22 protein-coding genes and 1 pseudogene are annotated in these 22,971 nt (G+C 59.1%); 13 read left to right on the top strand and 10 right to left on the bottom strand.

Going from position 1 to position 22,971, the window contains the following annotated elements; translation table 11 throughout:
* Positions 1-108 precede the first annotated feature (108 nt).
* Positions 109-1,008: a transcriptional activator NhaR gene (nhaR, locus tag ACZ9BB_RS04810; protein WP_476212767.1), complete on the top strand. Its 900-nt coding sequence runs from the start codon at positions 109-111 to the stop codon at positions 1,006-1,008.
* 4 nt (positions 1,009-1,012) lie between these two features.
* On the opposite strand, the gene ACZ9BB_RS04805 is transcribed toward nhaR, so the two are convergent.
* On the bottom strand, positions 1,013-2,167 hold the full coding sequence (locus ACZ9BB_RS04805; RefSeq protein ID WP_476212766.1) for an MFS transporter: 1,155 nt from the start codon (positions 2,165-2,167) through the stop codon (positions 1,013-1,015).
* Positions 2,168-2,503: 336 nt separating this feature from the next.
* On the opposite strand from ACZ9BB_RS04805, the gene sstT reads away from it, so the two are divergent.
* Positions 2,504-3,736: a serine/threonine transporter SstT gene (gene sstT, locus ACZ9BB_RS04800; protein ID WP_454187186.1), complete on the top strand. Its 1,233-nt coding sequence runs from the start codon at positions 2,504-2,506 to the stop codon at positions 3,734-3,736.
* 141 nt (positions 3,737-3,877) lie between these two features.
* Here the strand turns inward: sstT and ACZ9BB_RS04795 are convergent, their stop codons facing one another.
* Entirely contained in the window at positions 3,878-4,387 is a 510-nt protein-coding gene (locus tag ACZ9BB_RS04795; protein WP_007901777.1) for a DUF1993 domain-containing protein, read from the bottom strand.
* 128 nt (positions 4,388-4,515) lie between these two features.
* Here ACZ9BB_RS04795 and ACZ9BB_RS04790 point away from each other — a divergent pair, with 128 nt between their 5' ends.
* The gene (locus tag ACZ9BB_RS04790) at positions 4,516-5,163 is read left to right on the top strand and encodes a YceH family protein (RefSeq protein ID WP_476212765.1); all 648 of its coding nucleotides are present in this window, start codon (positions 4,516-4,518) and stop codon (positions 5,161-5,163) included.
* A gap of 131 nt (positions 5,164-5,294) precedes the next feature.
* Here ACZ9BB_RS04790 and ACZ9BB_RS04785 read toward each other — a convergent pair whose 3' ends face one another.
* Positions 5,295-6,113 (bottom strand): shikimate 5-dehydrogenase, encoded by an 819-nt coding sequence (locus tag ACZ9BB_RS04785; protein WP_476212764.1) that lies wholly within the window; start codon positions 6,111-6,113, stop codon positions 5,295-5,297.
* Positions 6,114-6,352: 239 nt separating this feature from the next.
* Here ACZ9BB_RS04785 and ACZ9BB_RS04780 point away from each other — a divergent pair, with 239 nt between their 5' ends.
* From ACZ9BB_RS04780 to ACZ9BB_RS04770, 3 genes are all read left to right on the top strand, one after another.
* Positions 6,353-6,709 carry a hypothetical protein gene (locus ACZ9BB_RS04780; protein WP_476212763.1) on the top strand — a complete coding sequence of 119 codons (357 nt, stop codon included), beginning with the start codon at positions 6,353-6,355 and terminating at the stop codon, positions 6,707-6,709.
* A gap of 446 nt (positions 6,710-7,155) precedes the next feature.
* Positions 7,156-7,350 carry a hypothetical protein gene (locus ACZ9BB_RS04775; protein ID WP_476212762.1) on the top strand — a complete coding sequence of 65 codons (195 nt, stop codon included), beginning with the start codon at positions 7,156-7,158 and terminating at the stop codon, positions 7,348-7,350.
* Positions 7,351-7,450: 100 nt separating this feature from the next.
* Positions 7,451-7,633 carry a hypothetical protein gene (locus ACZ9BB_RS04770; protein ID WP_476212761.1) on the top strand — a complete coding sequence of 61 codons (183 nt, stop codon included), beginning with the start codon at positions 7,451-7,453 and terminating at the stop codon, positions 7,631-7,633.
* On the opposite strand, the gene ACZ9BB_RS04765 is transcribed toward ACZ9BB_RS04770, so the two are convergent.
* Positions 7,630-8,691, bottom strand: a complete 1,062-nt coding sequence (locus ACZ9BB_RS04765; RefSeq protein WP_476212760.1) for an AI-2E family transporter — start codon at positions 8,689-8,691, stop codon at positions 7,630-7,632. The genes ACZ9BB_RS04770 and ACZ9BB_RS04765 overlap by 4 nt on opposite strands.
* Before the next feature lie 147 nt (positions 8,692-8,838).
* Here ACZ9BB_RS04765 and trhP point away from each other — a divergent pair, with 147 nt between their 5' ends.
* A complete protein-coding gene (gene trhP, locus ACZ9BB_RS04760) occupies positions 8,839-10,176 on the top strand; it encodes a prephenate-dependent tRNA uridine(34) hydroxylase TrhP (protein ID WP_476212759.1) in 1,338 nt (445 codons plus the stop codon).
* Between the two features lie 76 nt (positions 10,177-10,252).
* On the opposite strand, the gene ACZ9BB_RS04755 is transcribed toward trhP, so the two are convergent.
* Complete coding sequence (locus ACZ9BB_RS04755; RefSeq protein WP_476212758.1) at positions 10,253-10,969, bottom strand: FadR/GntR family transcriptional regulator; 717 nt, start codon at positions 10,967-10,969, stop codon at positions 10,253-10,255.
* A gap of 283 nt (positions 10,970-11,252) precedes the next feature.
* Between ACZ9BB_RS04755 and ACZ9BB_RS04750 the strand changes: the two are divergent.
* Positions 11,253-12,612: pseudogene (locus tag ACZ9BB_RS04750) on the top strand (MFS transporter).
* Positions 12,613-12,637: 25 nt separating this feature from the next.
* Entirely contained in the window at positions 12,638-13,981 is a 1,344-nt protein-coding gene (gene gudD, locus ACZ9BB_RS04745) for a glucarate dehydratase (protein WP_476212757.1), read from the top strand.
* A 60-nt stretch (positions 13,982-14,041) separates the two neighbouring features.
* Here the strand turns inward: gudD and ACZ9BB_RS04740 are convergent, their stop codons facing one another.
* Positions 14,042-14,914, bottom strand: coding sequence for a LysR family transcriptional regulator (locus ACZ9BB_RS04740; protein WP_476212756.1), 873 nt, complete (start codon positions 14,912-14,914; stop codon positions 14,042-14,044).
* A gap of 156 nt (positions 14,915-15,070) precedes the next feature.
* On the opposite strand from ACZ9BB_RS04740, the gene ampC reads away from it, so the two are divergent.
* Positions 15,071-16,240 carry a class C beta-lactamase gene (ampC, locus tag ACZ9BB_RS04735; RefSeq protein WP_476212755.1) on the top strand — a complete coding sequence of 390 codons (1,170 nt, stop codon included), beginning with the start codon at positions 15,071-15,073 and terminating at the stop codon, positions 16,238-16,240.
* A gap of 193 nt (positions 16,241-16,433) precedes the next feature.
* Here ampC and ACZ9BB_RS04730 read toward each other — a convergent pair whose 3' ends face one another.
* Positions 16,434-16,970: a DUF4174 domain-containing protein gene (locus ACZ9BB_RS04730; protein WP_476212754.1), complete on the bottom strand. Its 537-nt coding sequence runs from the start codon at positions 16,968-16,970 to the stop codon at positions 16,434-16,436.
* A 165-nt stretch (positions 16,971-17,135) separates the two neighbouring features.
* Between ACZ9BB_RS04730 and ACZ9BB_RS04725 the strand changes: the two genes are divergently transcribed.
* On the top strand, positions 17,136-17,504 hold the full coding sequence (locus tag ACZ9BB_RS04725) for a VOC family protein (RefSeq protein WP_476212753.1): 369 nt from the start codon (positions 17,136-17,138) through the stop codon (positions 17,502-17,504).
* A 7-nt stretch (positions 17,505-17,511) separates the two neighbouring features.
* On the opposite strand, the gene ACZ9BB_RS04720 is transcribed toward ACZ9BB_RS04725, so the two are convergent.
* The 3 genes from ACZ9BB_RS04720 to ACZ9BB_RS04710 all read right to left on the bottom strand — a co-directional run bounded on the left by ACZ9BB_RS04720 (position 17,512) and on the right by ACZ9BB_RS04710 (position 20,654).
* Positions 17,512-18,870: an erythromycin esterase family protein gene (locus ACZ9BB_RS04720; protein ID WP_476212752.1), complete on the bottom strand. Its 1,359-nt coding sequence runs from the start codon at positions 18,868-18,870 to the stop codon at positions 17,512-17,514.
* Between the two features lie 93 nt (positions 18,871-18,963).
* A complete protein-coding gene (locus ACZ9BB_RS04715) occupies positions 18,964-19,749 on the bottom strand; it encodes a sulfite exporter TauE/SafE family protein (protein WP_476212751.1) in 786 nt (261 codons plus the stop codon).
* 155 nt (positions 19,750-19,904) lie between these two features.
* The gene (locus tag ACZ9BB_RS04710; protein ID WP_476212750.1) at positions 19,905-20,654 is read right to left on the bottom strand and encodes a hypothetical protein; all 750 of its coding nucleotides are present in this window, start codon (positions 20,652-20,654) and stop codon (positions 19,905-19,907) included.
* Between the two features lie 249 nt (positions 20,655-20,903).
* Here ACZ9BB_RS04710 and ACZ9BB_RS04705 point away from each other — a divergent pair, with 249 nt between their 5' ends.
* Together ACZ9BB_RS04705 and ACZ9BB_RS04700 are read left to right on the top strand one after the other, a co-directional pair.
* Positions 20,904-22,052: an aldose epimerase family protein gene (locus ACZ9BB_RS04705; RefSeq protein WP_476212749.1), complete on the top strand. Its 1,149-nt coding sequence runs from the start codon at positions 20,904-20,906 to the stop codon at positions 22,050-22,052.
* An 89-nt stretch (positions 22,053-22,141) separates the two neighbouring features.
* Positions 22,142-22,963, top strand: coding sequence for an aldo/keto reductase (locus ACZ9BB_RS04700; protein ID WP_476212748.1), 822 nt, complete (start codon positions 22,142-22,144; stop codon positions 22,961-22,963).
* Positions 22,964-22,971: the final 8 nt, after the last annotated feature.

The raw sequence follows: 22,971 nt of genomic DNA, 5'->3' as shown, positions 1-22,971 counted from the left end.
CCGAAAAGGCGATCCGTCGATAGCGAGGCATTCTAAGGAAGCACATACTTCAGGAAAATTCGTATTTTTAGCGGTTATACTTCGGCTTTAACGAACTATAGGCCCGCTATGCTCAACTATCGGCAATTGCATTACTTCTGGGTGGTGGCCAAGACCGGCAGCATCGTGCGTGCCTGCGAGCAACTGAACCTGACGCCACAGACCATCAGCGGGCAGATCTCCCTGCTCGAGCAAACCTATGGCATCGAATTGTTTCGCCGGGTCGGCCGGCAGCTGGAACTCACCGAAGCCGGGCGGCAGACGCTGCCCTACGCCGAGCAGATGTTTCAACTCGGTGGCGAGCTGGAGTTGATGTTGCGGGCGCAGCCCAATGAGCAACAGATTCTGTTTCGGGTGGGTGTCGCCGATGTGGTGCCAAAATCCATCGTCTATCGACTGATTGCGCCGACCATGGAATTGAGCGAGCCGCTGCGCATCACCTGTCGCGAAGACAAACTGGAGCGTTTGCTCGCCGACTTGGCGATTCAACGCCTCGATCTGGTGATTTCCGACAGCCCGATGCCCTCGCATCTGGACATCAAGGGCTATAGCCAGAAACTCGGCGAATGCGGCATCAGCTTCTTTGCCACCGCCGAACTGGCGGCGCGTTATGGCCAGGATTTTCCCCGCAGCCTGCACGGCGCCCCGCTGCTGATTCCCGGGCCGGAAACCGTGGTGCGCAGTCGTTTGCAACGCTGGTTTGCCGAACAGCAGATCCAGCCGCGGATCGTCGGCGAGTTCGACGACAGCGCCTTGATGCAAGCCTTTGGCCAATCCGGCAGCGGGATATTCATCGGCCCGAGCGTGATTGCCGACGAAGTGAAACGCCAATGTGGCGTGGAGTTGATCGGCCAGACCGACGCGGTGAGCGAGTCGTTCTATGCCATATCAGTGGAGCGCAAGATCAAGCACCCCGGCATTGTTGCCATCACCGAAGGTGCCCGCCGCCAATTGTTCACCGAGATGTGAAGCCTCAGGCGCAGATTTCCCGGGGCTTGAAGGTCATCAGCGCCATCGCCAACAGGATCGAGACCAGGATAAAACCGGCTGCCGCGAAACCCAGTCCGCCCAGGCCCACACTATCGATCACCCGCCCACCGACCATGGCGCCCAAGCCGATTCCCAGATTAGCCCCGGCAATGTTCAGCGATGCGGCGAACGCCGGTGCCTCGGGCGCAGCCTTCATCAAACGCACATGACTGACCAGGAACAACGCCGCCTGAGTCACACCCCAAATTCCCATCGCCGCCGCCAGACCCAGTGGCGAATGAATGTTCGGCACCAGCGTCACCATGCCGGCAATCATGAACGCACAAAACGTCACGGAAGCGATCAGCGGGTGACGATCCACCGCACGACCGCCCAGCGAGTTGCCGATCAGCCCGACGGCACCGAAGCCCATCAGGCACCAGCCGACCACCGTGCCGTTGAAACCGGCTAAGCGCTCAAGAATGTCCGCCAGGTAGGTGTAGGCAGTGAACATACCGCTGAACACCAGGATCGACAGCAGTACGTGACCCAACATCAGCGGGCTGCGCAGGATCTTGAACTGCGAACGGAAGCTCACCTGATGCTGGTGCAGATTGGTTTTCGGCAAGTAGATAAACAGCAGCAACGCCTTGGCAAACGCAATCACCGCCAGAATACCGAAAGCGCTGCGCCAGCCGAACGCATCGGAAATCAGCGTGCCCACCGGAATACCGAACACCGTGGCGCAGACGATGCCGAAACCGATCTTGGCAATCGCCCGCCCGGCGTAGTCCGGCCCGACGATGTCCACCGCGGTTTCACTGGCCAATGCCCAGAACACCGGCAACCCCAGCGCCGGAATCAACCGGGCAATGGCCATCACCCAAATGTTCGGCGCCATCGCTGCCAGCGTGTTGGCCAGGCCGAACATGATCAGCACGCTGATGAACAGTTTGCGCCGCTCAAACCTGGCGAAGTACGCGGTCAGGAACGGCCCGAAAGCGGCGACGGTGAACGCGAACAGGGTCACCAGCAAACCCGCTTGAGGGATGCTGACGTCCAGATCACGGGCGATTGCCGGCAACAGGCCGACGATGATGAATTCCGTGGTCAGCACCGTAAAACCGGCGGCGGACAACAGAAGAATGGGCAACAGCATACAGAACTCCAGAAAAACGACGACACCAGCGACAGCCCGAAGGCTCACTGGCAGAACATGAAAATGAGGATGGCGAAGCTTAACAGAGTGTTTCCGGGCGAGGTTGCACGAACCTGCAAATCGCGTTGAGCAATCGGGTGGCAGATCGTCACAGGTCCGAAGGATCACGGCTACGCTGTGATAAAGTCCGCGACCCTGCGGTACTTACACTTTGCTCATCGGCCATTCACTGGCATTGATGTCGCGATCCTCTTCGGTTCCCTCCATGTGGCCTGCCCGGCTTTTTGCTGCATGAGCCAAGGAACCCTGCACCCTAATAAAATCAGAGATGCCGTTATGACCGCTTCATCCCCTTCTCTCTTGCAACGCCTGAAACACAGCAGCCTGGTCACGCAAATCATCATCGGCCTGATCGCCGGGATTACCTTGGCGCTGTTCGCGCCTGAGCTGGCGAAGTCCACCGCCTTCATCGGCAAAGTGTTCGTCGCGGCGCTCAAGGCTGTCGCGCCAATCCTGGTGTTCGTGCTGGTCATGGCTTCGATTGCCAACCACAAGCACGGCCAGGAAACCCATATCCGACCGATCCTGTTTCTGTATTTGCTTGGCACCTTCGCCGCAGCCGTGGTAGCGGTGATTGCCAGTACGCTGTTTCCGTCGAGCCTGGTGCTGTCGACCCAGGACGTCGCGGTGACCGCACCAGGTGGCATCAGCGAAGTACTGCAAAGTCTGTTGCTCAGCGTGGTCGATAATCCGGTCAGCGCGCTGATGAATGCTAATTTCATCGGCATTCTGGCGTGGGCAATCGGCATGGGCGTTGCGATCCGCCATGCCGGCGAAACGACTCGTGAGGTGCTGGGTGACCTGTCCAACGGCGTGACCTTGATCGTGCGCCTGGTGATTCGCTTCGCACCGCTGGGGATCTTCGGCCTCGTGGCCTCGACCCTCGCCACCTCCGGTTTCGGCGCCTTGATCGGTTACATGCACCTATTGGCCGTGTTGCTGGGCTGCATGTTGTTCGTGGCGCTGGTGATGAACCCCGCCATTGTGTTCTGGAAGCTGCGTCGCAACCCGTATCCGCTGGTACTCACCTGCCTGCGCGAAAGCGGCATCACCGCCTTCTTCACCCGCAGCTCGGCGGCGAACATTCCGGTCAACCTGGAATTGAGCAAGCGCCTGGGCCTGCACGAAGACACTTACTCGGTGTCGATCCCGCTCGGCGCGACCATCAACATGGCCGGCGCTGCGATCACCATCACCGTACTGACCCTGGCTGCCGTGCATACCTTGGGCATTGCCGTGGACATTCCGACGGCCATTCTGCTCAGCATTGTCGCGGCCATCTGTGCCTGTGGCGCCTCGGGCGTGGCTGGCGGCTCGTTGCTGCTCATTCCGCTGGCGTGCAGCCTGTTCGGCATCCCGAGCGAAATCGCCATGCAGGTGGTGGCAGTCGGCTTCATCATCGGTGTGTTGCAGGACTCGGCGGAAACCGCACTGAACTCCTCCACCGACGTGTTATTCACCGCGGCGGCGTGTCAGGGTGAAGAGTTGAAGGCGCAGCGTTTGGCGTAAAGCACACAAGGAGCCTGGCTTGCCGGCGATGGCGTAGGTGAGATCGCTTTCGCCGGCAAGCCAGGCTCCTATAGAGAGCAAGCAAAACGAAAAAGCCCGCCAAGGCTTAGACCTTGGCGGGCTTTTTTGTACCTGGGCGGTTTAGAACGCGCCCATGTAATCGCGCTTGCCCACTTCCACACCGTTGTGACGCAGCAGTGCGTAAGCGGTGGTGACGTGGAAGAAGAACTGCGGCAGACCGTAGCTCAGCAGGTAAGCCTGGCCAGTGAAGCGCTTTTCTTTAGGGGTACCTGGACGAGTCACGATCTCGATGCCTTCCTTGCCGTCGATCTGCTCGGGTTTGATCTCGCCGATGAAGGCCAGCACCTTGGCGATCAACGCTTGCAGTTCGGCGAAGGTGGTTTCGGTGTCGTCGTATTTTGGCAGTTCGACTTCAGCCAGACGCGCCGAAACGCCTTTGGCGAAATCAACGGCGATCTGCACCTGGCGCACCAGCGGGAACATGTCCGGGTACAGACGGGCTTGCAGGAACGCATTCGGGTCAATGTTTTTCGCCGTGGCGTGGGCTTCGGCCTTGCTCAGGTTGTTGCTCAGGGCATTGAGCATTTGCTGGAAAACCGGAACGGAAGCGGCGTACAGGGAAATGGTCATGGCAGTCTCGTGTAAGTGACAGGAGTGAAAAACGTTGGGCGATTATAGCCATGCCAGCGAGCCCTGCGACTTGTCTTTTATCCAGCAAGGATTAGGCTAGCCGCTTCGACTGCCTAGGGAAAAGCGCGATGAGCACTGAGCAAGAAACGACCTTCGACGAACCGCGGCTCAACAGCACGGAAATCCGCATTCTGGGCTCGCTGATCGAGAAACAGGCCACCAGCCCGGAAACCTATCCGCTGACCCTCAATGCGCTGGTGATTGCCTGCAACCAGAAAACCAGCCGCGAACCGGTGATGAACCTGAGCCAGGGCCAGGTCGGGCAGAGCCTGCGAGCCCTTGAAGGTCGTGGTTTCACCCGATTGGTGATGGGCAGCCGTGCCGACCGCTGGGAACATCGGGTCGACAAGGCGCTGGAACTGGTGCCGGCGCAGGTGATTCTGACGGGGCTGTTGTTTCTGCGCGGTCCGCAGACGGTCAATGAATTGCTGACCCGCAGCGGCCGCATGCATGACTTCGAAGATGCCGAGCAGGTGGTGCATCAACTGGAGCGCTTGATCGCCAGGGGTCTGGCGTTGTTGATCCCGCGCCAGGCCGGCCAGCGCGAAGACCGCTACATGCATGCGCTGGGTGATCCAGCGGATATCGAAGCGATCCTGGCTGCCCGGCAAAATCCGGTGGAACGTGGTGCCGGTGGCGGTGTGTCGGTTGAGCGAATCGAAGAGCTTGAAGCGCGCATCGCGGCGCTGGAAGAGCGGCTGGCACGCCTCGAGTAACCGTTCCCGATGTGCCGAGGTCCCTGTGGCGAGGGAGCTTGCTCCCGTTGGGCCGCAAGCCCGCGCCCACAAGGACAGCGCTGGATCTGTGGGAGCGGGCTTGCCCGCGATGGGGCCAGTACAGTCAACTGTCAGCTACGGGCAAACGCCACGGCTTTCTGGAACTGTTCATCGGTCGGCCGCACGCCGGTGTACAACACGAACTGTTCCAGTGCCTGGATCGCAATCACTTCCAGCCCGGTGATCACCCGCTTGCCTTCGGCACGACCGCGCACGATCAGAGGTGTTTCCGAGGGGATCGCTACTACATCGAAGACAGTTTCTGCCGCAGCGATAGCGTCAGGTTCAAACGCCAGTTGATCGGCCTCCGGCCCGCCGGTCATGCCGATCGGCGTGACATTGATCAGCATCTGCGGGCGTTGAGCGCCCAACTCCGCCTGCCAGTGATAATCCAACGATTCAGCCAGGGCACGCCCGGCACGCTCGTTACGGGCCACGATCAGGCCGTTTTTGTAGCCGCCATCGCGCAAGGCACTGGCCACCGCCTTGGCCATGCCGCCGCTGCCGCGCAGGGCAAAGGTCGAATCCTTGGGCACCTGATGGGTTTCAAGCAACTGGGCGATGGCGATGTAATCGGTGTTGTAGGCCTTGAGGTGACCGTTGGTGTTGACGATAGTGTTGATCGATTGAATAGCCTCAGCCGATGCGTCCAGCTCATCAACCAGTGCGATACAGGCTTCCTTGAACGGCATCGACACGCCGCAACCCCGGATGCCCAAGGCGCGAATGCCGCCAACGGCGCCCGGCAAGTCCTGGCTGCTGAAGGCTTTGTAGTAAAAATTCAGGCCCAGTTGTTCGTACAGATGGTTATGAAACCGCAGGCCGAAATTGCCGGGGCGCCCCGAGAGTGACATGCACAGCTGAGTGTCTCTGTTGGGGTTCATCTGCATTGGAATCTCCTTCAATAGCACTTTCGGATGGACGGGATTAGCCACTTCACCGGTTCTGATTGATCATAAAAGCCAGTCTGCACTTGGCACACAGCCGTAAAGAAGCCGGTACAGACCTTACACAAAATTTACCCAACGGCTGTGCTGATTTTCAAAAAAATGCTGTCTTAGAAGTATCCCCGCGACAACTTGTGTCTATTGCAGACGCGAGCGCCGGGTCGAAGAACCGAGGACTTATCATGATCCGTAAAATCCCCACAGTAGCCTTGCTGATCGGTGCTCTTGCTATCGCAGGGCAGGCAGAAGCAGGTGGTCATGGTCATGGCGGCTGGGAAGGTCCGGCTGTGTTTGGTGCGATCGTCGGCTCGGCAATCATTGGCTCAGCAATAATCGGCCGCGACCGTCCAGTGTATGTGGAGCAACCGGTCTACGTTCAGCCACAACCGGTGTACGTGCAGCCACCGCCCGTTTATTACCAACCGGCGCCGGTCTACGTTCAACAACCGATGTACTACCGCCCGGCACCGATCTATTACGGTCCGCCTCGCGGTTATTACGGCCCTCCCCATGGTTATTATCGTGGCGACCGCTGGTAATACGCTCATCAGGCCCGCGCTTTAAAAGCGTAATGCCGTTCATTTAGGCGCGCTCTTGGATCGTGCGTCCCTTTGTGGCGAGCGAGCTTGCTCGCGCTGGGCTGCGTAGCGGCCCCAAAAATCCGACAATCATCGCCAATTTTTGTGAGTGCTACGCACTCAAGCGGGAGCAAGATCCCTCGCCACAGACCTCTCTGATTCAAGACTCTCTTAAGTGAACAGCATTACCTTTAAAAGCGGGGCCTTTTTTGTGACCACTGGCCGGCCGAAGTCTGAATAAATCTCGCCAAGGTCGCTGTCGGGACAGTACCGGCACGCAAAGTTGGCATGATTGACCTGAGCGCCCTTCCCCGACTTTGGGGAAAACGGTCATATTTATGTCATATCAGGCCCGCAAGCTTGGATCTGTCCGTAAACAACAGGTTGATAAAAACAAGGACGACCTCATGCCCACACAAAATCCGCACCGCATAGTCGGCCTGCGCACTTCCGGCAAGGTGTACAACGCACTGACCGAGCTCAAGCACCTTGAAGCCCATCGCAGCGCCAAGTTCCTCTCGCTGCTGACGGAAAAACTGGTGCGCAAAGGCCTGCTCAATGAGCAGGAAGTGATGCATATGCTCGATCAAGTGGTGGACTGACCTCAGCACTCATTAGCGTCAATGACGACTATCGAAAGCGTTGATTGTCCGTTCAAGCGTCCGCTCCGTAAGGTAGCTCCATAGATTGATGGAGGTACTTATGGCTCAGGTTCAAATCATGTCCGTTATTGGCAGCGCCGTTCCCGCCCCGCTCAGGGCGCTAGGCTTGCTCGCCTGCTGGTATCTGGTGCAGGACGGCGAGCCGATCAGCGGTCCGCTCACCTCGCTTCCCGCCGCACAGGCCTTGTCGCAACGTATCGGCGAAGGCCAGCTCAGCGCTTAAGGCAGCTGAACCTTGGGCTTGGAATCGATGAAAATCGCCCAGCTCGACACGAACAACGCGGCAATCAACGGCCCGATGACAAAACCGTTCAAGCCGAATAGCGCCAGGCCACCCAGGGTCGAGATGAGGATCAAGTAGTCGGGCATTTTGGTGTCCTTGCCCACGAGGATCGGTCGCAGGACGTTGTCCACCATGCCGATCACGAACAGCCCGTACAAAGTGAGCACCGTGGCCTGCCAGATCGCGCCGCTGAACAGGAAATACGCCGCCACCGGTATCCAGACGATACCCGCCCCCACCGCTGGCAACAGCGACAGAAACGCCATCAACACCGCCCAGAGCAGCACGCTCGGGATGTCCAGAAACCAGAAAATAAAACCACCCAATGCCCCTTGTGTGATCGCTACCACCAGGTTGCCCTTTACCGTGGCGCGCACCACACGATTGAACTTCAGCTGCAAACGACGTTTCTGGTTGTCTTCCAGCGGTATCGCCGCACGTACTTTACGTGCCAGTTCGGCCCCGTCCCGCAGGAAGAAAAACAGCAGGTACAGCATGACGAAAAAGCTCACCACGAATTCGAACGTGCCCTGACCAAAGTTGAACGCCTTGGTCGCGACAAACTGGCTGCCTTGCATCGTGCTCTTGATGATGTTCTCCCGAAGCCCGCTCAGCTCACCCATGCCGAAACGGTCGAGCAAGTACTGAACATAGGGCGGCAGACTTTGCTTGAACTGCAACACATACCTGGCGATGTCCAGTTCACCGCTTTCGATTCGGTTGTACAGCGCCGCACCTTCCTGAACCAGTAAGGTACTGATGGTGATGACCGGCAGGATCGCGATCACCACACAGAGACTCAAGGTGAACAGGGCCGTCAGGTTGCGTGGCCAGCCGAACCTCTGTTGCACCTGATGCTGCAAGGGCGAAAAAAGAATGCCGAGGATGACCGCCCAGAACACCGCGCCATAGAGCGGCAGCAGAATCCATACGAAGGCAATGCTCACCAGGGTCAGCAAGACCATCAACGATGTGTTTTGCAGTTTCGTTTCGTTCATGTCCGATCCATGCCCGAGCCCATTCTGATGTTTAGTCCGCCACGGCTCGCGCGAGTGTCATTCGTTTGTTCACCAAGCATAGATCCAGATCAATAAACCCCGCGGGCAAGCCACTTACCCTTGCCGGCTTTTGCGATCGACACTGCCATGACCTGCGCCCTGACGCTCACCCCCCCGGAACTGCTCGCCCCTGCCGGCACCCTGAAAAACATGCGCTATGCCTTCGCCTACGGCGCCGACGCGGTGTACGCCGGCCAGCCGCGCTACAGCTTGCGGGTGCGCAACAACGAATTCGATCACGCCAACCTCGCACTCGGCATCACCGAGGCCCAGGCTCAGGGCAAGCGTTTCTATGTGGTGGTGAACATCGCCCCGCACAACGCCAAGCTCAAAACCTTCTTGAAGGACCTGGAACCGGTGATCGCCATGGCGCCGGACGCGCTGATCATGTCCGACCCCGGCCTGATCATGCTGGTGCGCCGGCACTTCCCGCAGATGCCGATCCACCTGTCGGTGCAGGCCAATACGGTGAACTGGGCCAGCGTCGAGTTCTGGCAGCAACTGGGCTTGAGCCGGATCATCCTGTCCCGCGAACTGTCGCTGGAAGAAATCGCCGAAATCCGTCAGCAGGTCCCGGCGATGGAGCTGGAAGTGTTTGTGCACGGGGCGTTGTGCATGGCCTATTCCGGGCGCTGCCTGTTGTCAGGCTACATGAACAAGCGCGACGCGAATCAGGGCAGCTGCACCAACGCCTGTCGCTGGAAATACTCGGCGACAGAGGCTGTCGAAAATCAACTTGGTGAAATCGTCCAGCCGTTCCAGCCCGAACCGACCCTGGGCATCGGCACGCCGACCGATCAAGTGTTCCTGCTGCAAGAGGCCAATCGCCCCGGCGAACTGATGCCGGCATTCGAGGATGAACACGGCACCTACATCATGAACGCCAAGGACCTGCGCGCCGTCCAGCACGTCGAACGCCTGACGCAGATGGGCGTGCACTCACTGAAGATCGAAGGCCGGACCAAATCGCACTTCTATTGCGCACGCACCACCCAGGTTTATCGCCACGCAATCGATGATGCGGTGGCTGGCCGGGCGTTTGATCGCAGCCTGATGACCGATCTGGAATCCCTGGCCCAGCGTGGCTACACCGAAGGCTTTCTGCGTCGGCATGTGCATGACGAATATCAGAACTACCAGAACGGCAGCTCGGTTTCAGAGCGCCAACAGTTCGTGGGCGAATTGACCGGCGAACGCCGTGATCGGCTGGCCGAGGTGCGGGTGAAGAATCGCTTTGGCCTGGGCGACCACATGGAACTGATGACGCCCAAGGGCAACTTCCACTTCGATCTGCATCAGTTGCAGAACGTTAAAGGCGAGGCGATTGAAGTGGCACCGGGGGATGGGCACACGGTGTATTTGCCGATTCCGGACGCGGTGGATTTGCGTTATGGATTGCTGATGCGCGATGTTGGTGTGAGTTAAAAATCATCAAGGACACGACACCGAACCTGTGGGACCGCGCTCCCGCGAAGAACGATGACTGGGTGTCACTGACGAATCAGGTGCCGCTCGCCGAAAACCGGTCGCGACTGTTGCTCAGGTGCAACCACATCGCCGCCCGCGCCGCCTCCGCATCCTGGCGTTTGATGGCGTTGAGAATCGCCTCATGCTCAAGGTTGGCGAGTTGCCCCAGCTTGCTCAAATCCGCCGCCCCGCGTTCGGCAGCATTGACCCGGGTCCGCGGGATCATGGCGCTGCCCAGGTGCTGCATGATCTCGGTAAAACACACGTTGCCGGTGGCTTCAGCGATCAGCAGATGGAAGCGTTTGTCGGCTTCGACGCAGCTGTCGTTGTTGGCGAGCAGACTTTGATAGTCGTCCAGTGCTTGCCGCATCTGCACCAACTGCTGCTCTGTGCGACGCACCGCGGCCAGCGCGGCGGCCTGGGTTTCCAGGCCCATGCGCAACTCCAGAATGCTGCGCACGCCCAGCGCGGTATCGACATTGAGCCGCAGCCCCTGCTCCGGCGCACGCTCAAGGACAAAGGTGCCAATGCCATGGAGGGTTTCCACCAGCCCCGAAGCCTGTAATTTCGAGATCGCTTCGCGCACCACCGTGCGACTGACCCCATGCTCCTGAACAATCGAGTTCTCCGACGGCAGCTTGTCCCCCGGCAGCATCTGCCCGAGCAGGATGCTCTGGGTCAGCTTGGCCACCAGATCATGGGCCAGGTTGTAGGCACGCTTGCGGGCAGGTGCGTCGATGTCTTCTTGCATGGTGATTATCCGTAAAACAGGGCTATCCGGATCGTAGCACCGGGATCGACTGGAATCTTCAGAAAACAACATCCAGCTTGTATGACAACACTCAACAACTTCATCAATCAAGCACCATCACAAACCCACTTCAGACCAGAAAAAGCATAGCAACCCCCAAATAAATAGCCATTTTATTGGAGTACAGCGCTTGTCGAATCAAAAAAACCAGTTGTATGATGTCTATCAACATCGCAACATCCAGCCACACCCCGCATAAAAATAACGAGTGGGAGAAAACGAAGTGAATACATCCATATCCGGGATGAACGATGGCGCTGATTCGGTCCTGCAGTCCGCCATCTCGAAAGTGAAACGCCACGTCCTGCCGCTGTTCGTGATCATGTTCATCGTCAACTACATCGACCGCGTAAACATCGGCTTCGTCCGCGCCCACATGGAACATGACCTGGGGATTGGCGCGGCCGCCTACGGCTTGGGAGCCGGTCTGTTCTTCATCGGCTACGCGCTGTTCGAAGTCCCCTCCAACATCCTCCTGCAAAAAGTCGGCGCACGAATCTGGCTGACCCGCATCATGCTGACCTGGGGCCTGGTGGCCGCTTGCATGGCGTTCATCCAGAACGAAACCCACTTCTACATCCTGCGGTTTCTGCTGGGCGTGGCCGAAGCAGGGTTTTTTCCCGGGGTGATTTATTACTTCACGCGCTGGTTGCCTGGCGTGGAACGTGGCAAGGCTATTGCGATCTTCCTCAGCGGTTCGGCCATTGCATCGCTGATCTCCGGCCCGCTGTCCGGGTTGCTGCTGCAAATCGGCGGTTTGGGCATGCATGGCTGGCAGTGGATGTACTTCATCGAAGGCATGTTCTCGGTCGGGCTGTGCGTGTTTGTCTGGTTCTGGCTGGACTCCAAACCCCACGACGCCAAATGGCTGACCCTTCCCGAGCAGGACGCGCTGGTCAAAGCCATCGATGACGAACAACTGGCCCGCGAAGCCGCGACGCCGATCAAGCCGTCGCTGGGCACACTGCTCAAGGATCGTCAGATCATCCTGTTTCTGCCTGATCTATTTCTTCATCCAGCTGACCATCTACGCCGCGACCTTCTGGCTGCCGAGCATCATCAAGAAGATGGGCGACCTGAGCGACATTCAGGTCGGGTTGTTCAACTCGATTCCATGGTTGCTGTCGATCGTCGGCATGTACGCCTTCGCCTCGCTGTCAGCCAAATGGAAGCACCAGCAAGCCTGGGTCGCCGCAGCCCTGTTGATCGCCGCTGCCGGGATGTTCATGTCCACCACCGGCGGGCCGATCTTCGCCTTCGTCGCCATCTGCTTCGCTGCACTGGGTTTCAAATCGGCATCGTCGCTGTTCTGGCCCATTCCCCAGGCGTATCTGGATGCGCGGATTGCTGCAGGCGTGATCGCACTGATCAACTCGGTGGGCAACCTCGGTGGCTTCGTTGCGCCGACCACCTTTGGTCTGCTGGAAGAACACACCGGCTCGATTCAGGGCGGGCTGTATGGCCTGGCTGCCACCTCGATCATCGCCGCGATCATTGTCTTCGCCGCACGCAACAAACCGAAACCCGCACCGGCCGTTGCCCCGGGCAAACCAGCGCACACACATTCAAGAACACACGCCTGAACACCTGCTTTTTAGGGACATAAAAATGAATGCACAAGACACCGCAAAAGCCCCGATCATCACCAGCATGCAGGTTGTGCCGGTGGCCGGCCACGATGGCATGCTGCTCAACCTGAGCGGCGCCCACGGCCCGTTTTTCACCCGCAACATCGTGATCCTCAAAGACAACGCCGGCCATACCGGTGTCGGTGAAGTGCCCGGTGGCGAGCGCATTCGCCAGACGCTCGAAGACGCGCGCTCACTGGTGGTCGGCAGCCCGATCGGCACGTACCAGAAGATCCTCAATCAAGTGCGCCAGACGTTTGCCGATCGCGATGCCGGCGGTCGCGGCCTGCAAACCTTCGACCTGCGCATCACCATTCACGCTGTCACGGGCCTTGAAGCCGCCTTGCTCGATCTGCTCGGCCAGCACCTGGATGTGCCGGTGGCCGCCCTGCTCGGCGAAGGCCAGCAGCGCGACGAAGTGAAGATGCTCGGCTATCTGTTTTACGTCGGTGATCGCAACGAAACCGATCTGGCTTATCGCAGCGAACCGGGCGCCGATAACGACTGGTTCCGCCTGCGCCACGAAAAAGCCATGAACGCCGACGCCGTGGTACGCCTGGCCGAAGCCGCTCACGCCCGCTATGGCTTCAAGGACTTCAAACTCAAGGGCGGCGTGTTGAGTGGCGACGAGGAAATCGAAGCGGTCACCGCCCTCGCCGAACGCTTTCCCGATGCGCGCATCACCCTCGATCCGAATGGCGCCTGGTCATTGAAAGAAGCGATCCGCCTGTGCCGGGATCAGCATCACGTGCTGGCTTACGCCGAAGACCCGTGCGGTGCGGAAAACGGCTATTCGGGCCGGGAAGTCATGGCCGAGTTCCGTCGTGCCACGGGCCTGAAAACCGCGACCAACATGATTGCCACCGACTGGCGGGAAATGGGCCACGCGATCCAGTTGCAGTCGGTGGACATCCCTTTGGCCGACCCGCACTTCTGGACGATGCAGGGCTCGGTGCGGGTAGCGCAGATGTGCCACGAATGGGGCCTGACCTGGGGTTCGCATTCCAACAACCACTTCGATATTTCACTGGCGATGTTCACCCACGTCGCGGCGGCTGCGCCGGGTGAGATCACGGCCATCGACACCCACTGGATCTGGCAGGACGGCCAACGCCTGACCAAAGCGCCGCTGCAAATCGTCGACGGCTGCGTGCAGGTGCCGAAAAAACCTGGCCTGGGGGTTGAGCTGGACATCGATCAACTGGCCAAGGCCCATGAGCTGTACAAAGGCATGGGACTGGGCGCGCGGGATGACAGCGTGGCGATGCAGTGCCTGATTCCGGGGTGGACGTTCGATAACAAGCGGCCGTGCCTGGTGCGCTAATCCTGAAAGCACTGCAATCCCTGTGGGCGAGCCACAAGCCCGCTCCCACAGGGTTTTGTATTAAAGCGAAGCTTGCAGCAACCAGTCCTTGAACGCGACCATTGCAGAAGTTTCAGTGCGCGACTGCAACCGCGTCAGCCAGTAACTGCCCGTGGTGATACCCATGGCGAACGGTTGCTCGATCGCACCCGCCGCCAGTTGCCGGGCAAACATCAGCGGCGGCGCCAATGCCACTCCAGCCCCTTGCAGCGCAGCCTCCATCATCGCCAGCGAGGAATCGAAAACGATGCTGCGCGGTGGTGCCGCATGGATAGAAAGTCCGACAGCCTGAAACCACTCCGGCCATTCATCCGTGCGATAGGAGCGCAGCAACGTTTGCTGCAACAGATCGGCGGGTGTGTGCAATTGCCGGGCGATATCGGGAGCGCACAACACAGACAACGGCGCCTCCATCAACCGCACCGCTTCAATCCCATGCCACGCCCCGGCACCGAAGCGAATGGCGTAATCCAGCCCTTCGGCGGCCACATCCACCCGATTGTTGTTGGTCGAAAGCCGCAAATCTATGAACGGATGTTTCGTCTGGAAATCCGCCAGCCGCGGCAATAGCCAGCCGACCGCGAAAGTCCCTACGGCCCCCACCGACAGCACCTCACGAAAATGCCCGCCCTCGAAACGCTCCAGGGTTTCGGCGATCCGGTCGAAGGAGTCGCGCAACACCGGCAGCAGGGTTTCACCTTCGCTGGTCAGCATCAGGCCTCGGGGCAGGCGTTTGAACAAGGTCACGTTAAGCTGAGCCTCCAGGCTTTTGACCTGATGACTCACCGCCGCCTGCGTGACGCACAGCTCCACCGCCGCCCGTGTGATACTCAAATGACGCGCCGACGCCTCGAAAGCGCGCAGCGCATTCAGCGGCAGATGAGGTCGAATCATGCCAACTCCCAAAATTTTCTAATGGCTCATCCGAAATATCGTCGTTTGTCACCGTTCGGCAAACTGCCTAGATTTGGCTCGCTCATCGGCAGCCAGGCTTGAAAAATCGCTCGGAGTGTAGCGGTTAACACCACGAAAAATCATGGAATTGAAACAATGACGAACAACAGAAGTACGGCCAGGTTGAAGATTCTTGCGGCTTGCGTGGCGATCTTCGGCGCCAGCCATTGTGTTGCCGCTGCCCAGACAGATCAGCCCATCGAGACGATTGTCAACGACGCCGTCCGGCCTGTCATGCAGGCCCAGGGCATTCCTGGCATGGCCGTGGCCGTAACACTCAACGGAAAACAGCATTACTTTAACTACGGCGTAGCGTCGAAAGAAACCGGGCAACCGGTAGCAAACGACACCCTGTTCGAGATCGGTTCGGTGAGCAAAACCTTCACCGCCACCCTCGCTGCCTACGCGCAAGCGATAGGCAAACTGTCCCTGTCGGACAACGCCAGTCAGGTACTGCCGACATTGCATGGCAGCGCGTTCGACAACATCAGCGTGCTGCAGCTGGGCACCTACACCGCCGGCGGCCTGCCGCTGCAATTCCCCGACGAGGCAGACCATCAGGACAAAATGCTCGGCTATTTCAAGCAATGGAAACCGGCCTATGCCGCCGGCACTCATCGCCTGTATTCAAACCCCAGCCTTGGGTTGTTCGGCTATCTGGCGGCGCAAAGCATGGGGGCGCCGTTCGATAAGCTGATGGAAAAAACCTTGCTGCCGAAACTCGGCCTGAAACACAGCTACCTCAAGGTGCCACAGGATCAGATGCCGCTTTACGCTCAGGGTTACAACAAGGACGACAAGCCTGTGCGGGTCGGGCCGGGCGCATTGGATGGAGAAGCCTATGGCGTTAAAACCAGCGCCTCGGACCTGCTTCGCTATGTTGAGGCGAACATGAATCCGACGTCGCTGGAAAAGCCCTTGCAGCAAGCCATCGCCACCACTCATACCGGTTACTACACCGTTGGCGAGATGACTCAAGGGTTGGGGTGGGAGTTCTACAACTATCCGGTAACGCTCGATACATTGCTGGCGGGCAACTCGTCGCAGATGTCCTTTGAGGCTCATGAAGTCCAGTGGCTGAACCCGCCCCAACCTCAACACAACACGGCGCTGATCAACAAAACCGGCTCAACCAGCGGATTCGGGGCCTACGTCGCCTTTATCCCGGCGAAGGACATTGGCATCGTGATCCTGGCCAACAAAAATTACCCGAACCCCGAACGAGTCAAAATCGCTCACAAAATATTCAGTGCGCTGACTGAATGATCTCAACAACCATTAAGGCTGGGCAAACACTCACCTGTGGCGAGGGGGCTTGCCCCCGTTGGGCTGCGTAGCGGCCCCAAAAACCAGTCAACGCGTTGTGTCAGATAGACTTCAGATGCCGGTTTTACGACTGCTGCGCAGCCGAACGGGGGCAAGCCCCCTCGCCACAGATTTTCACCACAATGGAGGAAATTCAATCATCCGGCATTTCAGGCGGTTTGGCGGGCTTCGTCGGTTTGCCCTTTGCACCTTTGGCCGGCGCAACTTCAGCCACCGGAGCTGGCGTCGGTACCGTCGCTTCCTTCTCGGCGGCCGGCAGCTGGTCGATGGTGTTGAAAATGTCTTTCAGCTCGACCGCATCCGATTGTTCAAGCTTCTTTTCGCCATCCTTGCCGATCAGGATGATTTTGCTCTTCGCGCCGGCGCCCAGTTTGAGCGAGCGGATCAACGCCATCGTCGATTGCGGGTCGAGGTCTTTGCCGTCCCGTTGACCCATCGTATTGATCACGGTGTACAGCACCATGTTTCGATCGGTGAAACCCTTGCGGCTGGCCGGTTCATCCAGCGATTTTTTCAGATTGATCCAGGTAGGGTCGACCGAACTGGGCGCGATGACGATCAGCGGACGGGCCCTGCCCACGTCTTTAACCAGAGGGGAATCGTCATCGGCGGCGAACAAGGGGCCGACGAAAGCCAACAGAGTAGCCAGGGTCAAAGACCTGATGAGCATGCGCATCTCCTTTTGATATCCACGCTCTAATGATTGCGCATCGCGGCGATCGTTCCGGGCGATGCACCGCGATTGTGTTCGCCTTGCCCAAGCTTAGGTCAGGGCGGTCATTGCGCAACACAGCCTGAGCTAATCTCATAGCTGATTCGCCGTGAGGGTTTCTCCATGAGCGCTCAGTTGAACCACACCATCGTCTGGTGCCGTGACAAACAGGTCTCGGCACGCTACCTGACCGACCTCCTAGGCCTGCCCGATCCCGAGCCGTTCGGGCCAATGCTGGTGGTCAAATTCGATAACGGGGTGTCGCTGGATTTCTACAACAACGACCCGCCGATCGCCTCCCAGCACTATGCATTTCTGATCGGCGACGAAGACTTCGATGCGGCCTTCGCTCGCCTGCAAGCGCGCAAACAGCCATGGTGGGCCGATCCATGCAAGCAACGGCTCAACGAGATCAACGATTACGCCGGTGGCCGGCGGGTGTATTTCGATGACCCGGACGGCCATTTGCTGGAGATTTTCACCCGCGAATAGAGCCCCGTCACAGGCCGAACGGAAAGGTGTCTTCCTCGTGTTCGATGAACTCAGGCGCTGGCAATGGCGAGACCGCGTGGGTTTTTTCGATCCAGATGTAAGCATCGAACTGCTCCGCCAGCACCGCCTGAAAGTAATGGCTCTGGCGCTCGGTCCTGGGTCGATAGATGACGCCGATGGCGCGCTCGAGCAATGACTCGGCCAGTACGTCCAGCAATTCCTCGCTCGGTGAGGTCCGCCAATCGAGCAGTGCTGCGGGGATGCCAGCCTTGAGAAACAGTTGTTCCCAGCTGTCGTCCAACGCCGGGATCACCTGTTTGATCTGCATCGGTTCGTCCCAGTCGTCGGCGGCCGCGACTGTGCCGTGGTCGGTGCCCATGCCGATAAGTACCGCTTGCGAGCCGTAGGCCGTGCGGCACAACTGGCCGATGTTGAACTGCCCTTCCCAGCCCATTTGCGTGGCGGCGGCATTGCCGATGTGCGAGTTATGCGCCCAGACCACCGCTTTGGTGCCCGCCCCGCGATGCTCCAACAAGGTTTGCAAGGTGTCGAACATGTGCCGGTCACGCAGGTTCCATGAGGCGGTCGAGCCGCGGTACATGGCGCGGTAATACTGCTCGGCGGCCCGTACGACGCGGGCGTTCTGGGTGGCGCTGAAAAATGCCTCGTCGTCGGCGACCATCGGATCAAGCCGTTCGCCCAGCAGCACATTCAATTGCTCGACCACAACATCCTCGCACGTGGCCATTTTGCCCCGCTCGGCGAAATGACCGTACAGTGCCGGGTCGTCATGCCACGGCGTCAGGCAGCTGTAGCGATGCCGGGCCTCTTTTGCCAGCTGCGGATCGGTCTTGTCGAGATAGCCCAGCACTTCGTCGATGGAATGACGCATGCTGTAGACGTCCAGCCCGCGAAATTCCACCCGCTGCTCAGGCGCCAAGCCGCGATTATGGTGGTGCAGCCAACGGGTAAAAGTCTGCACGGCCGTGTTGCGCCACATCCAGGTGGGGAATCGGGCGAAGGCCTGCTTTTTCCAGGCGCTGCGGCCCAGGTCGCGGACGCAGCGGTCGATCTGGCCGACATCGGGCCAGTCGGCTTCGACCGCGACGATGCCGAAGCCGTGCTGTTCGATCAGGTGACGGGTGATCGCTGCCCGGGTCTGGTAAAAATCCTGGGTGCCGTGGCTGGCTTCGCCGATCAGCACCACGCTGGCATCGCCAAAGCGGTCGAACAGTTCGCCGAATTCAGGCGAATCGAGTGCCGGCAACGGCTCGAGATGACGGCGCAGCACTTCGGCCGAGTTGCCCGGTGGCTCGTCGCGGGGGCGACGAAAGCGTCGCAGAAGATCGTTTGCGGAGCTGTTCATGGACGTCATGACTCCATCTGAACGTGGTCATAGTTTTGACTACGTCAGCGAGAGCATGACTCCATTAAACTCAGTGATCTACGCGATGCCGGATCAGAACGCCAGTTTGTAGCCAATCAGTACCAGCATCGTGGCCAGGCATGGGCGCAGCAGTTCGTCGGAGATACGCCCGGTCAAATGGCTGCCCAGGTAAATCCCCGGCAGCGAACCGACCAGCAAGTAGCCCAAAACGTGCCAATCCATGTTGCCCATGCTCGCGTGGCCCAGCCCCGCGACCAACGTCAGAGGCACCGCGTGAGCGATCTCGGTGCCGACCAGGCGACGGGTGGGCAGCATCGGATACAGGATGAACAGTGCGACGGTGCCCAGGGCACCGGCGCCGATGGAGGTCAGGGCCACCATCGCGCCGAGGACCAGACCGGTGATGACGGTCAGCGCATTCAACCGGGAGCCGCTGGGGTTGTAGTGGCCGCCCGCCCGTTTGTGGGCGAAATCGAGCAAACGCTTCTTGAAGAAAATCGCCAGCGCCGTAGCGAACAATACAAAACCCAGGGCCTGTTTGATGACGGCGTTCATCGCTTCGGGCGAGGTTTGCAAAGTGCTCAGGAACCACAGCGTCAGCGCCACCGCCGGCACACTGCCCAGCGTCAGCCAACCGGTAATCGCCCAGTCGATGTTCTTGTTCTTGCGATGAACCAGCACGCCACTGGATTTGGTAATGGCCGCGTACAGCAAGTCCGTGCCCACCGCCGTGGCCGGATTGATTCCGAACCACAGCAGGATCGGGGTCATCAGCGATCCGCCGCCCACGCCGGTCATGCCGACGATAAAACCGACCACCAGCCCGGCAACGACCAACCCGAAATTAACAAATTCCATTAATCCGTCCACATCGACACAGGAAAAATCTGGCCCGCAGCATAGCCATTTTTCTTATAACCAGTTATATCGATACGGTCTATCGTTATGCCAAGCCGGAACACGGTTTTCCCTCTCCACCACATCCCACAAGGGGATTGGGATCACTACTCTAATTACTGCACCGGCAGGAAGTTCAGGAACAGCAAACTCTGGGCGTAGTTGAGCCCGATCCGCCGGTAGCGCTCGTCGAGCATCTGGGTCAGCAGGTCCAGCCGCGCGACGATCTTGCCGAACTCCACGGCAAAGCTGAGGTTACTGCCCTCCTCCGAAATTTCGTTGGAAAACAGCAAAGGCTCGCCATCCTTGCTTTGCCGCTGGCTCAAGATCCACGTGGCTTTCTCGATGTTGCGCGCGGCATTGCTGACGAAAGTCGGGTTGAGCGCATCCGTCATGTAGAACTCCAGCCGATTGCCATGGGCCGTCACCAGCATGCTGCCGATGGCATAGATGAACGCGCCGACCCGGTCGCCGAGAAACTCCGGGCTCATGGCGAAGCTCAGCGCAGCCAGGTCTTTTTTGCCGCCGAGGGTGGGTAGCGGCTGTTGCTGTTCGATGGCCATGCGCACTTGTTTTTCCGCGGTGCCGACATCGAGGAAGCCGGATTTCTTCAGCTCGTCCGGGTTGCGCAGGTAGAGCTTGTTCATCAGCAGATAGAGGCTTTCGAGGTTGTCGCGCATCGTCAGGGTCGCCATGCGGTCGACGCTGGTCTGGAGGAATTCCTGGGGTTTGCCATTGCGAAACTGGCTGACCACATCGTTGCCCGGCTGATGGCTGCAACCACTGGCGAAGAGCATCGACAGGCTAATCAGCAGCAAGTAATGACGGCGAATTTGCAGGGTAAAGCGGGGTAAAACTCGAGCCATGGGTTCTTGAACTTGGGCATGGGCCGGCGGTGGGGATCGCCGCAGGCTGGCCAAGGATAGAACCGTGAAAGCTGAAAAAGTGCAGTGCCGGTGGTCCGTAAGCGCGGATCATCGCGAAAGCGGTTGCATATTAGTCATACTTTATAATTGAAATACTCGACACATAAGCTATAAATCCTTCCTTGATCGCGCTAAAACACGATCATTAGTATGACTACTTCTTAAAAACAACAAAAAGGAAGGTCAACCATGCTTCAATCCCGTCTCCTGCTCTGCGGCCTCGGACTGTCCCTGATGATCGCCACCCTCCCTGTTCACGCCGCTGGCTTGTCCAGCGAACACAAAGCCTTCGGCAAAACCAATGACGGCACGCCCGTCGAGCAATACATTCTGCGCAACAGCCATGGCCTGCAAGCCACGGTCATTACCTACGGCGCGACTCTGCAGTCGCTGAAGGTGCCGGACAAAAACGGCAAGCTCGACGATGTGGTGCTCGGTTTCGACGACGTGCAGGGTTATCAAAGCGGCACGGCGTACTTCGGCGCGACCATCGGCCGCTTCGGCAATCGCCTGGCCAACGGTGCTTTTGAGCTGGATGGCAAGCGCTTTCAGGTGCCGCTCAACGACAGCACCAACTCGCTGCACGGCGGGCCTCTGGGGTTCGACAAGCGGGTATGGAAAGCCGAACTGAGCAAGGGCCAGGATTCGGTGGGCGTAACCCTGACGTACCTGTCGGTGGACGGTGAAATGGGTTTTCCCGGCAACCTGAAAACCGAGGTCACTTACAGCCTCACCGAGAACAATGAACTGCGCATCGAGTACAAGGCCAGCACCGACAAACCCACAGTGCTGAACCTGACCAACCACAGTTATTTCAACCTGGCCGGTGCGGGTAACGGCGACGTACTGAAGCAGCTCACGACCTTGCACGCCGGCCGTTACACACCGGTCAACGGCAAACTGATCCCCACCGGTGAATTGGCCCCGGTCGCCGGCACACCGATGGACTTCACGCAACCGACCGCCATCGGTCAACACATCAAGGCCAATCACCCACAGTTGAAATTCGCCGAACCGAAACAAGGCGGTTTCGACTTCAACTGGGTGCTGGACGCCAAGGGTGACCTGGGCAAACTCGCCGCCGACGTCAGCGATCCACAATCCGGTCGCCGCTTGCAGCTCTACACCACTGAGCCCGGCGTACAGTTCTACACCAGCAACTTCCTCGACGGCACGGTCAAGGGCAAGGCTGGCAAGACTTACCCGCACTGGGGCGCGTTCACCCTGGAAACCCAGCACTATCCGGATGCGCCGAACCAACCGGGCTTCCCGTCCACGCGTCTGGACCCGGGCAAGACCTATACCCAGACCACCGTGTTCAAGTTCTCCGCCCAATAACACTGACGCCTCCTTTCTGGCTCCGACGGAACCACCAGGCTATTTTGCTGCCAACTGTAGTATCGATCGGACGTCAGAAAGGAGGCTTCATGCGTACTCTTGAGCTGGCCGGCAGCCATGTGCCGGTCATCGGCCAAGGAACCTGGCGCATGGGAGAAGAGCGCTCCCGACACGCAAAGGAAGTTGCAGCGTTACGCTTGGGTATCGAATTGGGCATGACCCTGATCGACACTGCTGAAATGTACGGTGAGGGGGGCGCCGAAGAGGTGGTGGGTGAAGCCATCGCAAGTAGGCGCGACCAGGTTTTTCTGGTCAGCAAGGTCTACCCCTTCAATGCCAGCCGCCAAGGCATTCCCCAGGCCTGCGAGCGCAGCCTGCGGCGGTTGAATACCGATTACATCGATCTTTATTTGTTGCACTGGCGCGGCGAGTATCTTCTTGAGGAAACCGTCGAAGCCTTCGAACGCCTGCGCGATGACGGCAAGATCGGCCGCTGGGGCGTGTCCAACTTCGACATGGACGACTTGAAAGAACTGGCCTCACCGGCCTGCGCCACTAATCAAGTGCTCTACAACCTGGAAGAGCGCGGTATCGAGTTCGATCTGCTCCCCTGGTGCCAACAGCAAAGGATGCCAATAATGGCCTATTGTCCGATCGGCCAGGGCGGGCACATGCTGGCCAACTCGACGCTCAAGCAGGTGGCCGCCCGTCATGAGGCGACCCCCGCACAGGTAGCGCTGGCATGGATTCTGCGTCAGAACGGCGTGATCGCCATCCCCAAAGCGGTCCGCCCCGAGCATGTGCAGCTCAATGCACAAGCGGCGCAGTTGCGGCTTGAAGTCGGGGATCTGGAGGCGCTGGACCAAGCGTTTCGCGCGCCACAACGTAAGCAGCGGTTGGCCATGGTCTGAGCCATCGC

The sequence above is a fragment of the Pseudomonas sp. TE3552 genome, assembly GCF_056278945.1.
The sequence above is the reverse complement of the archived record's forward strand: the minus strand, read 5'-3'. Positions and strand labels throughout refer to the sequence as shown.

Coding starts and splice junctions, on each gene's coding strand:
- ACZ9BB_RS04705 (WP_476212749.1), top strand. CDS start 20,904: ATGCTTCAATCCCGTCTCCTGCTCTGCGGCCTCGGACTGTCCCTGATG.
- ACZ9BB_RS04715 (WP_476212751.1), bottom strand. CDS start 19,749: ATGGAATTTGTTAATTTCGGGTTGGTCGTTGCCGGGCTGGTGGTCGGT.
- ACZ9BB_RS04770 (WP_476212761.1), top strand. CDS start 7,451: ATGGCTCAGGTTCAAATCATGTCCGTTATTGGCAGCGCCGTTCCCGCC.
- ampC (WP_476212755.1), top strand. CDS start 15,071: ATGACGAACAACAGAAGTACGGCCAGGTTGAAGATTCTTGCGGCTTGC.
- ACZ9BB_RS04790 (WP_476212765.1), top strand. CDS start 4,516: ATGAGCACTGAGCAAGAAACGACCTTCGACGAACCGCGGCTCAACAGC.
- ACZ9BB_RS04725 (WP_476212753.1), top strand. CDS start 17,136: ATGAGCGCTCAGTTGAACCACACCATCGTCTGGTGCCGTGACAAACAG.
- ACZ9BB_RS04805 (WP_476212766.1), bottom strand. CDS start 2,167: ATGCTGTTGCCCATTCTTCTGTTGTCCGCCGCCGGTTTTACGGTGCTG.
- ACZ9BB_RS04785 (WP_476212764.1), bottom strand. CDS start 6,113: ATGCAGATGAACCCCAACAGAGACACTCAGCTGTGCATGTCACTCTCG.
- ACZ9BB_RS04780 (WP_476212763.1), top strand. CDS start 6,353: ATGATCCGTAAAATCCCCACAGTAGCCTTGCTGATCGGTGCTCTTGCT.
- sstT (WP_454187186.1), top strand. CDS start 2,504: ATGACCGCTTCATCCCCTTCTCTCTTGCAACGCCTGAAACACAGCAGC.
- ACZ9BB_RS04700 (WP_476212748.1), top strand. CDS start 22,142: ATGCGTACTCTTGAGCTGGCCGGCAGCCATGTGCCGGTCATCGGCCAA.
- ACZ9BB_RS04730 (WP_476212754.1), bottom strand. CDS start 16,970: ATGCTCATCAGGTCTTTGACCCTGGCTACTCTGTTGGCTTTCGTCGGC.
- trhP (WP_476212759.1), top strand. CDS start 8,839: ATGACCTGCGCCCTGACGCTCACCCCCCCGGAACTGCTCGCCCCTGCC.
- ACZ9BB_RS04765 (WP_476212760.1), bottom strand. CDS start 8,691: ATGAACGAAACGAAACTGCAAAACACATCGTTGATGGTCTTGCTGACC.
- ACZ9BB_RS04720 (WP_476212752.1), bottom strand. CDS start 18,870: ATGAACAGCTCCGCAAACGATCTTCTGCGACGCTTTCGTCGCCCCCGC.
- nhaR (WP_476212767.1), top strand. CDS start 109: ATGCTCAACTATCGGCAATTGCATTACTTCTGGGTGGTGGCCAAGACC.
- ACZ9BB_RS04775 (WP_476212762.1), top strand. CDS start 7,156: ATGCCCACACAAAATCCGCACCGCATAGTCGGCCTGCGCACTTCCGGC.
- ACZ9BB_RS04755 (WP_476212758.1), bottom strand. CDS start 10,969: ATGCAAGAAGACATCGACGCACCTGCCCGCAAGCGTGCCTACAACCTG.
- ACZ9BB_RS04795 (WP_007901777.1), bottom strand. CDS start 4,387: ATGACCATTTCCCTGTACGCCGCTTCCGTTCCGGTTTTCCAGCAAATG.
- ACZ9BB_RS04710 (WP_476212750.1), bottom strand. CDS start 20,654: ATGGCTCGAGTTTTACCCCGCTTTACCCTGCAAATTCGCCGTCATTAC.
- ACZ9BB_RS04740 (WP_476212756.1), bottom strand. CDS start 14,914: ATGATTCGACCTCATCTGCCGCTGAATGCGCTGCGCGCTTTCGAGGCG.
- gudD (WP_476212757.1), top strand. CDS start 12,638: ATGAATGCACAAGACACCGCAAAAGCCCCGATCATCACCAGCATGCAG.